Consider the following 12125-nt stretch of genomic DNA (forward strand, 5'->3'; position numbering starts at 1 on the left):
GCGTCGCGGATCGCTCGACCGACTCAAGCCGGCTTCATGTCGCATCGGCGCCGCTTGCGCCGGAGGGAGACGCGTCTCATGACCGAGCGCATCCGTGAGTTCCTTCGTACCCGCCGCGAGGATGGGCCCTGCGTCGTCATCGATCTCGATGTCGTGCGCGAGAACTACCATGCCTTCTCCCGGGCCCTTCCCGACACGCGCGTCTTCTACGCCGTGAAGGCGAATCCCGCGCCGGAAGTGCTGGCCCTGCTCGCCAAGCTCGGCTCCTGCTTCGATTGCGCCTCGGTCGTCGAGATCGAGCTCGCCCTCGCGGCTGGTGCCACGGCGGATCGCATCTCCTTCGGCAACACGATCAAGAAGGAGCGCGACGTCGCCCGCGCCATGGAGCTCGGCGTGCGCCTGTTCGCCGTCGACTGCACGGCCGAGGTTGAGAAGGTCGCCCGTTCGGCAAACGCCACCGGCGCGAAGGACGTGCGCATCTTCTGCCGCATCCTCTGCGACGGCGCCGGCGCCGACTGGCCGCTCTCGCGCAAGTTCGGCTGCGTGCCCGAAATGGCCGCGGACGTGCTCGAGCACGGCCATCGCCTCGGCCTGTCGGCCTACGGCATCTCGTTCCATGTCGGCTCGCAGCAGGCGAATGTGAACGCCTGGGATTCCGCCCTGGCCTCGGCCTCGGCGGTGTTCAAGGAATGCGCCACCCGTGGGCTCTCGCTGTCGATGGTCAACCTCGGCGGCGGCTTCCCGGCGCGCTACTTGAAGCCGATCCCGGGCGTGCCGTCCTATGGCGATGCGATCTTCCAGGCGCTGTCGAAGCATTTCGGCAACCAGCTCCCGGAGACGATCATCGAGCCGGGTCGCGGCATGGTCGGCAATGCCGGCCTGATCGAGACCGAGGTCGTCCTGATCTCGAAGAAGGCCGCGGACGACCAGGTCGCCTGGGTCTATCTCGACATCGGCAAGTTCAACGGTCTCGCCGAGACCATGGACGAGGCGATCCGCTACCCGATCCGCAGCGCCCGCGACGGCGATGCGACGGTGCCCTGCATCCTGGCCGGCCCGACCTGCGATTCGGTCGACGTCATGTACGAGAAGACCCCGTACATGCTGCCGTTCAGCCTCGAGATCGGCGACAAGCTGCTGATCGAGGGCACGGGCGCCTATACGACGACCTATTCGGCCGTCGCCTTCAACGGCTTCCCGCCGCTGAAGCAGTACGTCATCTGACGAAACGGGGCGCCGCAAGGCGCCCCTCCACCATCGGGTCCGGCGAAGCGCCCTGCCGTCATCGACAGGCCGCCCGCGGTTTCGGGCGGAGCGTCCGCGCCTCCAGAAGGAAGCGCGGCGGACGTGGCTCCCGCCGGACCCCCTTTCCCACATCCCAGTTGCTGTGGCCGCGTTCGCGCGGCGCCGGGAAGGTCTGCTGCGCGCAGGCGCTCCGGCCGGAGGTGCGTCATGATCACGATCCGCGACGAAGTCGCTGCCGACATCCCCGACCGCGAGGCGCTGCTCGACCGCTGCCTCGGCGAGCGTCGCACCGCCAAGTCGAGCGAGCGCCTCCGCGAGGGTCGTTTGCCGGCTGATGGCCTGGCCTTGACCGCCGAGCGCGACGGCGTCGTCGTCGCGACGGTGCGGCTTTGGTCTGTCGAGGCCGGTGGCAAGGCTGCGCTCCTGCTCGGCCCGCTCGCGGTCGCGCCCGAGCTGCAGGGCGAGGGTCTCGGCCGCGCGATGATGCGCGAGGCGATCTGGCGCGCCGCCTGCCGCGGCCATGGCGCCGTCCTGCTCGTCGGTGACGCCGCCTATTACGAGCGCTTCGGGTTCTCGGGTGATCTCACCCGCGATCTCGCCATGCCCGGCCCAGTCGAGCGCGAGCGCTTCCTCGGCCTTGAGCTGCGCGACGGCGCGCTGTCGGGCGCCAGCGGCATCCTCGTCGCCACCGGCCGCATGGCCGAGGCCACGCCGGCCGCTGAGCCCGCGCGCCGCGCCGCCTGAGGATAACCCCGACGGCCCGGGCGTTTCGCCGGGGCCGTCACGCATCCGTCATCGAAACGTAGCCGCTCCGTCGTCCCCGCCCGCCATGACCCCGGCCGAAGGGGAGGTCCATGGCGCAGGCGGTGTTCACGGCGGGCAAGGCAAGGGAATGGAGTGCGCCGCGCTGGCGGCCGCGCCGGTCGACCGTGCTCGCCTTCGCGATGCTGGCGCCGTCGCTCTTGTTCCTGGCGCTGTTCACCTATTGGCCGGTCGTCCAGGTTCTCTGGCAGTCGCTGCACGGGCAGGTCCGCGTCGGTGGCCCGCAGGCCTATGTCGGCGCGCAGAACTTCCTCAAGCTCTTCGCCGATCCCGCCTTCCGGAAGGCGCTGGCCAACAACCTCGTCTACGCGCTCGGGACGGTGATCCCGAGCCTCGTCCTGGCGCTGGGTTTCGCCATGGCGCTGGCGCGGTCGAGCCGGGTCAATGCGCTGTTCCGCGCGCTGTTCTTCCTGCCCGTTCTGATCCCGCTGGTCGCGGCGGCCTCGATCTTCCTGTTCCTGTTCCTGCCCAATGTCGGGCTGCTCGACTACCACCTCGCCAAGCTCGCCCTCTCCGGCCCCAACTGGCTCGGCGATCCCGATGTCGCGCTCTGGTCGATCATGGCGCTGACGATCTGGAAGAACGCCGGCTACTACATGCTGTTCTTCCTCGCTGGCCTCCAGGCGGTGCCGGCGGACGCCTATGAGGCGGCGATCCTGGATGGCGCCGGCCCCTGGCAGCGCCTGCGCTATGTGACCCTGCCCTATCTCAAGCCGACCATCGGCTTCGTGCTCGTCATCGGACTGCTCAACGTCGTCACGCAGGTCGACCATGTCTTCGTGCTGACCAAGGGCGGCCCGTCGGACTCCACCAACCTGCTGCTGTTTTATGTCTACCAGCAGGCGGTCGAGAACTACGACGCCGGCCGCGCCGCCGCCGGCACGCTGGTGATGCTGGCGCTGCTGCTCGCTGTGACCGCCTCCTCGCTGCGCACGCTCGAACGCTCCTTCGGGGAGAAGGAGACATGAGCGCCACCACCATGAGCACCGGCGTTTCGACCGGCGAGATCACGCCGAAGCTCGGCTATGCAGCGACGCTTCTGGTCGCCGGCCTCTGGATGGTGCCCTTCCTCTGGATGCTGGTCGCCGCCTTCAACCCTGAGAGCATTGGCGCCGGCATGGCCTCGCTGGTTCCGTCCTACATCCCGACGCTCGCCAACTTCCGCGAGGCCTGGGCCTCGGCCGATTTCCCGCGCTACGGGCTGAACACGCTCGTCATCACGCTTGGCATTCTCGCCGTGCAGATCGTCACGATCACGCTCGCCGGCTACGCCTTCGCCAGGCTGGAATTCCCGGGCCGGACGCTGTGCTTCTATCTCTTCCTGCTCCAGCTCATGCTGGCTCCGGTCGTGCTGATCGTCCCCAATCTGACGACGATCGCGAAGCTCGGCCTCTATGACAGCCTGCTCGGCGTGATGGCGCCCTATTTCGCCTCGGCCTTCGGCACCTTCCTGATGCGCCAGGCCTTCCGGGCGATCCCGCGCGAACTCGAGGACGCCGCCCTGATCGACGGCGCCAGCGTCTTCCAGCGCATCGGCTTCATCTATCTGCCGCTGGCCAAGCCCTCGCTCGTCGCCTTCTCGATCGTCTCCGTCACCGCCCATTGGAACGAGTTCCTCTGGCCGCTGATGGTGATCAACTCGCCCGATCTGCGCCCGCTCACCGTCGGCCTCGCCTCCTTCACCCGCGGGGCGGAGGGCGCGCAGGCCTGGGGCGTGATCGCGGCGGGAACCCTGCTGGTCAGCGCACCGCTGCTGATCGCCTTTGCGCTGTTCCAGCGCGCCTTCGTCAACTCCTTCGTCTCCTCCGGCATCAAGTAAGGGAAGCCACCATGACGACCACCAGACGCAACATCCTCGCCGGCGCCGCGCTCGCCGCGAGCTTCGCGCTGTCGCCCGCCTTCGCCCAGGCGCCGACCGAGATCGAGCTGTTCTTCCCCGTCCCCGTCGACGGCCAGCTCGCCCGCGACATGGCCGCGATGATCAAGGAGTTCAACGAGAAGAACCCGTCGATCAAGGCCACCCCGGTCTATACCGGCTCCTATGACGAGACCCTGATCAAGACCCGCGCCGCGATGAAGGCCGGCAAGCCGCCCGCCGCCGTGATCATGTCCGCCAACTTCCTGCTCGACCTGAAGATCGAGGGCGAGATCCAGGCGATGGACGGCCTGATCAAGGCCGACGGCAAGACCAACGACCAGTTCATGGGCCAGTTCTTCGACGCGCTGCACGGCAACGCCGTGCTCGACCGGCAGGTCTATGGCGTGCCCTTCCACAACTCGACGCCGCTGCTCTACGTCAACACCGACCATCTCAAGGAAGCCGGCCTCGATCCCGACAAGCTGCCGGCGAACTGGGAAGAGCTGGTCACCACCGCCAAGAAGCTGACCAAGCGCGACGGCGACCGCGTCACCCGCTGGGGCATGATGATGCCCTCCAACTATGATTACGGCGGCTGGATCCTGCAGGCCCTGACCCATTCCAATGGCGGCCAGTGGTTCAACGTCGATTACGGCGGCGAGGTCTATTACGACACCCCCTCCATGCTCGGCGCCCTGACCTTCTGGTCCGACCTCATCGCCAAGCACAAGGTCCATCCGGCCGGCGTCCAGGCGGGCGGCGCGGTCTCCTCGGCCTTCCTCTCCGGCCAGGCCTCGATGATGCTGCTCTCGACCGGCTCGCTGACCCATATCCGCACCAACGCGAAGTTCCCCTACAAGGTCGCCTTCGTGCCGAAGAACGTGAAGAACGAGGTGCCGATCGGCGGCGCCTCGCTGGTCATCCCGACCGGCGTCGAGGGAGAGCGCCGCAAGGCCGCCTGGACGCTGATCAACTGGATGACGAGCCCGGAGAAGTCCGGCTGGTGGAGCCGCGCCACCGGCTATTTTGCCCCCAACAAGGCCGCCTACGACATGCCGGAGATGAAGGCGTTCCTCGCCAAGAACCCCGACGCCGGCATCGCGGTGAGCCAGCTCGCCGTCGCTAAGCCGTGGTTCGCCACCTACAAGACGGTCCCCGTCCGCAAGGCCATCGAGGACGAGCTGGCGGCCGTGCTCTCCGGCAAGAAGACGCCGAAGGAGGCCCTCGTCGCCGCCCAGAAGGGCGCCGACGAGATCATGCGCCCTTACGTCGAGCAGACCGCGCTGAAGCTGCCGACGAACTGAGGCCAGCAACAATCGCCATGCCCGGCCTCGAGCCGGGCATGGCGCTCTTCACCGCTTTCCACCGTCATGGTCGGGCTTGTCCCGACCATCCACGTCTTTCCTCCTCGCCGTCGCAAGACGTCGATGCTCGCCACAAGGGCGAGCATGACGGGGAGGTCGCATCCGGACACCGCCATGCTCATCGCCCAGATCACCGACCTGCACATCCGCCCGCGCGGCAAGCCCGCTTATCGCGTCTCCGAGACCAATGCGCTGAGCGAGCGCGCGCTCGATGTCGTCGCCAGGCTCTCGCCCCGCCCCGATCTGCTGGTGATCACTGGCGACCTCACCGACTGCGGCCTGCCCGAGGAATACGCCATCCTGCGCGCGATGCTTGATGGCCTCGGCATTCCCGTCCTCGTCGTGCCAGGCAACCATGATCGCCGCGAAACGCTGACCGCGGGGCTGGCGCTCGATTCCCGCCAGGTGCTGGACGGCGGCTTCGTCCAGTTCGCTGCGGATCTCGGCCCGATGCGGCTGATCGGCCTCGACACGCTTCTGCCGGGCAAGAGCGCCGGCGCGCTCTGCGCGACGCGGCTCGCCTTCCTCGACAAGGCGCTGACGGAAGCCGACGGCAAGCCGGTCGCGATCTTCATGCACCACCCGCCCTTCGAGTGCGGCATCCGTCACATGGATGCGATCCGTCTCCTCGACGGTGCGCAGGAATTCGCGGCCATCGTCGCGCGCCACCCCAACATCGAGCGCATCCTCTGCGGCCATCACCACCGCCCGATCGTCACGCGCTTTGCCGGCACCATCGCCCAGATCGCGCCCAGCGTGACCCATGCGGTGACGCTCGACCTGTCAGAGGCCAGCCCCTCGACCTTCCACATGGAGCCGCCTGCCTATCTGCTCCATTCCTTCCGCGAGGGAGCCGGCTTCGTCACGCACACCGCCTTTGTCGAGCGCTCGCCCGGCCCCTACCCCTTCGTGCTCGACGCCGATTATCCCGGCAGCCACTAGACTTCACGAGGACGCAGCGGCGACCGCTTGTACGGTTGATGTTTGACTTGGGGGACGCTTCCCCCCTAGGAGCCGGGGTGGCTCCGCGCGGCCACCCTCTCAACAGCGCCTTTCCCAAGGAGACAACCCGAGAATGAGCACCTGGCCCGTCTATGGAGAGATCACCGGCCCGATCGTGATGATCGGCTTCGGTTCGATCGGCCGCGGGACGCTGCCGCTGATCGAACGGCACCTGAAGTTCGACAAGAGCCGCTTCGTCGTCATCGCGCCCGATGACCAGAACCGCCACCTCCTCGACGAGCGGGGCATCCGCTTCATCCAAGAAGCCGTGACGCTCGAGAACTACAAGGACATGCTCTCGCCGTTGCTGACCGCCGGCGGCGGACAGGGCTTCTGCGTGAACCTCTCCTGCGACACTGGCTCGCGCGACATCATGGAGCTCTGCTCCAGCCTCGGCGCGCTCTATATCGACACGGTCAACGAGCCCTGGCTCGGCTTCTATTTCGACGAGACCAAGGGCCCGGGCGAGCGCTCGAACTATGCCCTGCGCGAGATGACGCTCGCCGCCAAGCGCGCGCGGCCAGCCGGCTCGACCACGGCCGTCTCCTGCTGCGGCGCCAATCCCGGCATGGCCTCCTGGCTCGCCAAGAAGGGCCTGCTCAACATCGCCGCCGATATGCGCCTCAACGTGCCGCAGCCGACCACCCGCGAGGAATGGGCCGCGTTGATGCAGCAGGTCGGCATCAAGGGCATCCATATCGCCGAGCGCGACACCCAGCGCTCGAAGAACCCCAAGCCCCCTGGCGTCTTCGTCAACACCTGGTCGGTCGAGGGCTTCATCTCCGAGGGCGTCCAGCCGGCCGAACTCGGCTGGGGCACCCATGAGAAGTGGATGCCGGAGAACGCCCGCACTCATGAGACCGGCTCGCAGGCGGCGATCTACCTGATGCAGCCGGGCGCCGAGACCAAGGTCCGCAGCTGGTGCCCGACGCCGGGGCCGCAATACGGCTTCCTGGTGACTCATAACGAGTCGATCTCGATCGCCGACTATTTCACAGTGCGCGACGACAGCGGCAAGGCCATCTACCGGCCGACCTGCCACTACGCCTATCACCCCGCCAACGACGCGGTGCTCTCGCTGCACGAGATGTTCGGCAATGCCGGCCGCCCGCAGGAGGAGCATCACATCCTCGACGAGGAAGAGGTCATCGACGGCATCGACGAGCTCGGCGTGCTGCTCTACGGCCACGACAAGGGCGCCTACTGGTTCGGCTCGCAGCTCTCCACCGAAGAGACCCGCAAGCTCGCCCCCTACCAGACCGCGACCGGCCTGCAGGTCACCTCGGCCGTGCTCGCCGGCATGGTCTGGGCTCTGGAAAATCCGAACGCCGGCATCGTCGAGGTCGAGGAGATGGATCTCGACCGCTGCCTCGAAATCCAGATGCCGTATCTCGGCCCGGTCAACGGCTATTACACCGACTGGACCCCGCTCGACGGTCGCCCCGGGCTTTTCCCGGAGGACATCGACGAGAGCGATCCTTGGCAGTTCCGGAACATTCTGGTTCGGTGAACAGCCGTCATTCTCGGGCGATGCGCAGCATCGACCCGAGAAACTCATGACGAAAAGGCACTGGTTTCTGAGATGCTCGGGTCAAGCCCGAGCATGACGAGCCGGATCGAACGGGCGCTACAACGCCCGTTTCACCTTCACCCCCGCCAGCAGCGCACCACCGGTGAGGAAGAACAGGATCAGCACGGCCAGCCCCGCGCGCTGGCTGGCGAACACCGTCGTCGCCAGCGCCACCAGCGTCGGCCCCAGGAACGACGTCACCTTCCCCGACAGGGCGAACAGCCCGAAGAACTCGCCGACGCGGTCGGGCGGCGCCAGCCGCGCCATCAGGCTGCGCGAGGAGGCCTGCAGCGGCCCGGCGACCAGCCCGATCAGCAGGCCCAGGCCCAGATAGACCTTCTCCGGCAGCGAGCCGAACAGGCCGTCGCCGGGCGTCGCCGGCGCCGCCTCGACCACGAACAGGATCCGGTCGGGCGCCAGCGACAGGATGCCGAGGCAGGCCAGCAGCAGGCAGCCGATCGCCCCCAGCACCACCGTCTTGCCGCCGATCGCATCATCGACCCGGCCACCGATCCAGGCGCCGAATGTGCCGGTCACCGTCAGCAGGATGCCGAAGACGCCGATCTCGATCGTCTGCCAGCCGAAGACACCGGCGGCATAGATGCCCCCGAAGGCAAACAACGCCACCAGCGCGTCCTGATAGACCATGTTGGCCAGCAGGAAGCGCCCGAGCGACGGCAGCCGCGGCAGTTCGCGCAGTGTCGCCATCAGGCGCCCGACGCCGCCCTGCGCCGCCGCACGCAGGCTGAGACCCGAGCGCACCGTGTCGGGCGTGAACAGGAACATTGGCGCGACGAAGACGACGAACCACAGCGCCGTCAGCGGGCCGGAGAAACGGTCCCCCTCGCGCGCGGCGGCGTCGAGCCCGAGGATCGGTGTCAGCCCCACCAGCGTCTTGCCGGTGAGCGGGTCGGCCGCCAGCAGCGCCAGCGTCAGCGCGAGCGAGATCAGCCCGCCGAGATAGCCGATCGCCCAGCCCGTCCCCGAGAGCCAACCCAGCCGTTCGGGCGGCACCAGCCGCGTCATCATCGCGTTGTTGAAGGTGGTCGCGAACTCGGCCCCGATCGTCGCCAGCACGAAGCCGCACAGCGCGATCGGCACGGCCCAGGGCGAGCCCGGCACGGCAAACCAAAGCGCACCCGACCCCAGCACCAGCATCGCGCCGAACACCGCGATCCACGGCTTGCGCGGCCCGGTCCGGTCGGCGATACCGCCGAGCAGCGGCGACAGCAGCGCGATGCACAACCCCGCGAAACCGGTTGCATAGCCCCACAGCGCCTGCCCCTGCGCGGGATCGGCGGCGAGCGCCGCAGCGAAGAAGGGCGCGAAGACGAAGGTCGTGATCAGCGTGAAGAAGGGCTGCGCCGCCCAGTCGAAGAACAGCCAGGCGGTGACCGCGCGCCGCGGGGGATACGATGTCGGTTGCACCGCTCAGCCCTCATCCTGAGGAGCACGGCGCAAGCCTTGCGTCTCGAAGGATGCTCCAGCGGCGTCGGGAACCTCCTGAACCATCCTTCGAGACGCCGCTCCGCGCCTCCTCAGGATGAGGGCGGCGGACACCCGCTTCACTGCAGCGTCGTCTCGGGATCGCCGCCGTTGCGCGCCAGCTCGATCTCGGTGATCGCGACCAGCACCTCGGCGCGCTCCTTCAGGGTCGGCGCCTCCAGCAGGGCCTGCTTCTCGCGCGGACCGAAGGGGCACATCATCGAGAGCGCATTGACCAGCGCCTCGTTGGGGGCCTCGTTGACGCCCTTCCAGTCGATCTTGAGCTCGCTCGCCTTGGCGAAGGCGCGCAGCGCCTTGAGCAGGGCGTTGCGGTCGACCGCCTCCTCTCCGGCGCGCGCCGTGAAATCGATCAGATACGCGTCATAGCCGACGCGGCACTGGCGATAGGGCGTCGTCACCGACAGCTCCTCGGCGATGCGGAAGCGCGCGATGCCCGTCAGCGTCAGGATGTAGCGGTCGTCGCCGGTCTCGGCGAACTGCGTGATGCGGCCGAGGCAGCCGACCTGCAGCAACCCCGGCGTCGCCGCCTGGCGGCCGCTCTCCGGTTCCGGCTGGACGATGCCGATGACGCGATGCGTGCGGATCGCGTCATCGATCATGGCGATGTAGCGCGGCTCGAAGATGTTGAGCGGCATCTGCCCGCGGGGCAGCAGCAGCGCGCCTCCGAGCGGAAACACGGGCACCACGGCCGGGCAGTCGTCCGGCCCCTCATAGACGGCGTTCATGCCCATCGGCCGCTCCTCGCGTTCAGGAGAACAACAGGGTGGAGAGCTTGCGCCGGCCCGCCATGCTGTGCTCGTCCATCGGCCCCCAGGCCTCGAAGAACTGCAGCAGCTGCTTGCGCGCGCCGTCGTCGTTCCAGGCACGGTCGGCCTTGATGATGGCGATCAGATGATCGACCGCCTCCTCGCGCCGATCATTGGCGTTGAGCGCCAGCGCCAGGTCGAAACGCGCCTGGTGGTCCTTGGGATCGGCCGCGACCTTCGCCTCGAGCTCGCTCGTATCGCCGAGCGCCGCGGCCTGCTGCGCCAGCTCGATGGCGGCGCGCACCGCCACCACGGCCGGATCGGCCGCCTTGGCCTCGGGCACCATGCCGAGGATGCCGGTCGCCCCTTCGAGATCACCCATGTCGAGATGCAGCTTGGCCAGGCCCGCGATCGCCGCGACATTGTCGGGCTCGAGCTCCAGCACATGGGCGTAGAGCTCGCTGGCGCCGGCTGCGTCGCCGGCCTCCGTCGCCGCCTTGGCGGCCGCGATCAGCTCCTCCGTCGCGCCCGGCCCCATCGTGCCGACGAGCTTCTCGATGAAGGCCTTCACCTGGCTCTCGGGCTGGGCGCCCATGAAGCCGTCGATCGGCTGGCCCTGCTTGAAGGCGATGACGGCCGGAATCGACTGGATCCCGAGCTGGCCCGGAATCTCCGGGAACTCGTCGATGTTCATCTTGACGAGGCGTACCTTGCCGCGCGCCGCCTTGACGACCTTCTCGATCACCGGGGTCAGCTGCTTGCAGGGGCCGCACCAGGGCGCCCAGAAGTCGACGAGCACCGGCTGCTTCATCGACTCCGCGATGACATCCTGCCGGAAGCCCTGGGTGCTCGTGTCCTTGATCAGGCCGGGTTGTTCGGCCGTGTCGCCATTGACCAGCATGGGTCGTCCTTCATCGCCTGCATATCGGAAACGGGGTGGTCCGGCCGCGCCCGCAGCCGGCCCATAGATGGGGAGGATCAGGCGTTCTGTCCATCTTCGGGAACCGGCAAATCGACGATCATCGGATCGTGGCCGGTCTCGCGCAGGAAGACCAGCAGATCGTCCAGTTCGAGCCGGAGCGTCGCGGTGTTGATCAGCGGGTGGAAGTTCACCGGCTCGCCCGTGGCGAGGTTGCGGTCGAGCACCATCGTGACCGCGCCCTGCCGGTCGTTGATCACCGCCAGTGCGGTCACCGAGCCCGGCGTGACGCCGAGCTTCTCCATCAGCGCCTCGGCCGAGCAGAAGGAGAGCCGCCCGCTCGCGCCGAGCGTCTCATGCAGGCGCTTGAGGTCGATGCGCGCATTCTCGCGCGCCGAGACCAGAAAGAGCCGGCCCTTCTTGTCCTTCACGAACAGGTTCTTGGAATGTAGCCCCGGCAGCGTGCCGCGCAGCGCCTGGGATTCGGCGACGGTGAAGACCGCCTCGTGATCGACGCGCACATAGGCGATCCCGCGCGCAGTCAGATGCGCACAGAGTTGCTCGGGCGTCAGCGGTGCGGCGGCGATATTCTGCGACATGGGAAGGCGGGCCCGGCCTCGAAAGAGCGTTGGAGCGCTGCGTAACCCGCCGCAAACGCCGCCACAAGCGCCCGCGCGCGGCCGGATCGGCGCGTTCCGCGGCGCTTCCGGGAAAAGATGAAATTGCCGCAACAAGGCGCTTGCACTGCGCGCCGCTTTGGGGCAATAAGCCGGCCTCCGCGGCGGAAACGCCGCGCCGATGTCCTGATGCGGGAGTAGCTCAGGGGTAGAGCACAACCTTGCCAAGGTTGGGGTCGAGGGTTCGAATCCCTTCTCCCGCTCCAGGACATGAAAAGATTAGCAAGGCTCGTGAGCGTCGGATCATCCGGCGCTTTTTGCGTTTAGGGGTCGTGCGGTCTGGCGGATATCTCGAAGCACCGCAGTGTGACTCCACCTCGAATGCCGTCTAGAGCATTCAAATCAAGGACGTGCGGGCAGAGTTCATAGGGTCGATCTTCGGCGCCGACTCGCAGGGTGTTCAACTCCGGCATTCT

The 12125-nt window shown here is 67.7% G+C and carries 11 protein-coding genes and 1 tRNA gene; 8 read left to right on the plus strand and 4 right to left on the minus strand.

Annotation, left to right across the window (positions count from 1 at the left end; all coding sequences use genetic code 11):
• The first annotated feature begins 78 nt into the window (after positions 1–78).
• The 7 genes from BSY19_RS25255 (at position 79) to BSY19_RS25285 (ending at position 7801) form a co-directional block, all read left to right on the plus strand.
• Positions 79–1224: a type III PLP-dependent enzyme gene (locus tag BSY19_RS25255; protein WP_069056571.1), complete on the plus strand. Its 1146-nt coding sequence runs from the start codon at positions 79–81 to the stop codon at positions 1222–1224.
• A gap of 228 nt (positions 1225–1452) precedes the next feature.
• Positions 1453–1989, plus strand: coding sequence for a GNAT family N-acetyltransferase (locus BSY19_RS25260; protein WP_069056572.1), 537 nt, complete (start codon positions 1453–1455; stop codon positions 1987–1989).
• A 200-nt stretch (positions 1990–2189) separates the two neighbouring features.
• Positions 2190–3035 carry a carbohydrate ABC transporter permease gene (locus BSY19_RS25265; RefSeq protein WP_069057387.1) on the plus strand — a complete coding sequence of 282 codons (846 nt, stop codon included), beginning with the start codon at positions 2190–2192 and terminating at the stop codon, positions 3033–3035.
• Complete coding sequence (locus BSY19_RS25270; protein ID WP_069056573.1) at positions 3032–3886, plus strand: carbohydrate ABC transporter permease; 855 nt, start codon at positions 3032–3034, stop codon at positions 3884–3886. The genes BSY19_RS25265 and BSY19_RS25270 overlap by 4 nt, the downstream gene beginning before the upstream one ends.
• Before the next feature lie 11 nt (positions 3887–3897).
• On the plus strand, positions 3898–5229 hold the full coding sequence (locus BSY19_RS25275; protein WP_069056574.1) for an ABC transporter substrate-binding protein: 1332 nt from the start codon (positions 3898–3900) through the stop codon (positions 5227–5229).
• A gap of 174 nt (positions 5230–5403) precedes the next feature.
• Complete coding sequence (locus tag BSY19_RS25280) at positions 5404–6231, plus strand: phosphodiesterase (RefSeq protein ID WP_069056575.1); 828 nt, start codon at positions 5404–5406, stop codon at positions 6229–6231.
• Positions 6232–6364: 133 nt separating this feature from the next.
• On the plus strand, positions 6365–7801 hold the full coding sequence (locus BSY19_RS25285) for a homospermidine synthase (RefSeq protein ID WP_069056576.1): 1437 nt from the start codon (positions 6365–6367) through the stop codon (positions 7799–7801).
• A 117-nt stretch (positions 7802–7918) separates the two neighbouring features.
• Here the strand turns inward: BSY19_RS25285 and BSY19_RS25290 are convergent, their stop codons facing one another.
• The 4 genes from BSY19_RS25290 to BSY19_RS25305 form a co-directional block, all read right to left on the minus strand.
• Positions 7919–9289: an MFS transporter gene (locus tag BSY19_RS25290; protein ID WP_069056577.1), complete on the minus strand. Its 1371-nt coding sequence runs from the start codon at positions 9287–9289 to the stop codon at positions 7919–7921.
• Positions 9290–9426: 137 nt separating this feature from the next.
• The gene (locus tag BSY19_RS25295; RefSeq protein WP_069056578.1) at positions 9427–10098 is read right to left on the minus strand and encodes an LON peptidase substrate-binding domain-containing protein; all 672 of its coding nucleotides are present in this window, start codon (positions 10096–10098) and stop codon (positions 9427–9429) included.
• 16 nt (positions 10099–10114) lie between these two features.
• Positions 10115–11014, minus strand: a complete 900-nt coding sequence (gene trxA, locus BSY19_RS25300) for a thioredoxin (RefSeq protein ID WP_069056579.1) — start codon at positions 11012–11014, stop codon at positions 10115–10117.
• Positions 11015–11091: 77 nt separating this feature from the next.
• A complete protein-coding gene (locus tag BSY19_RS25305; protein ID WP_069056580.1) occupies positions 11092–11631 on the minus strand; it encodes a prolyl-tRNA synthetase associated domain-containing protein in 540 nt (179 codons plus the stop codon).
• A 209-nt stretch (positions 11632–11840) separates the two neighbouring features.
• On the opposite strand from BSY19_RS25305, the gene BSY19_RS25310 reads away from it, so the two are divergent.
• Positions 11841–11915: transfer RNA gene (locus tag BSY19_RS25310), tRNA-Gly, on the plus strand.
• Positions 11916–12125 lie beyond the last annotated feature (210 nt).

It is taken from the genome of Bosea sp. RAC05 (genome assembly GCF_001713455.1).
Lineage (GTDB): Bacteria > Pseudomonadota > Alphaproteobacteria > Rhizobiales > Beijerinckiaceae > Allobosea.

Coding starts and splice junctions, on each gene's coding strand:
- BSY19_RS25255 (WP_069056571.1), top strand. CDS start 79: ATGACCGAGCGCATCCGTGAGTTCCTTCGTACCCGCCGCGAGGATGGG.
- BSY19_RS25260 (WP_069056572.1), top strand. CDS start 1,453: ATGATCACGATCCGCGACGAAGTCGCTGCCGACATCCCCGACCGCGAG.
- BSY19_RS25265 (WP_069057387.1), top strand. CDS start 2,190: ATGCTGGCGCCGTCGCTCTTGTTCCTGGCGCTGTTCACCTATTGGCCG.
- BSY19_RS25270 (WP_069056573.1), top strand. CDS start 3,032: ATGAGCGCCACCACCATGAGCACCGGCGTTTCGACCGGCGAGATCACG.
- BSY19_RS25275 (WP_069056574.1), top strand. CDS start 3,898: ATGACGACCACCAGACGCAACATCCTCGCCGGCGCCGCGCTCGCCGCG.
- BSY19_RS25280 (WP_069056575.1), top strand. CDS start 5,404: ATGCTCATCGCCCAGATCACCGACCTGCACATCCGCCCGCGCGGCAAG.
- BSY19_RS25285 (WP_069056576.1), top strand. CDS start 6,365: ATGAGCACCTGGCCCGTCTATGGAGAGATCACCGGCCCGATCGTGATG.
- BSY19_RS25295 (WP_069056578.1), bottom strand. CDS start 10,098: ATGGGCATGAACGCCGTCTATGAGGGGCCGGACGACTGCCCGGCCGTG.
- trxA (WP_069056579.1), bottom strand. CDS start 11,014: ATGCTGGTCAATGGCGACACGGCCGAACAACCCGGCCTGATCAAGGAC.
- BSY19_RS25305 (WP_069056580.1), bottom strand. CDS start 11,631: ATGTCGCAGAATATCGCCGCCGCACCGCTGACGCCCGAGCAACTCTGT.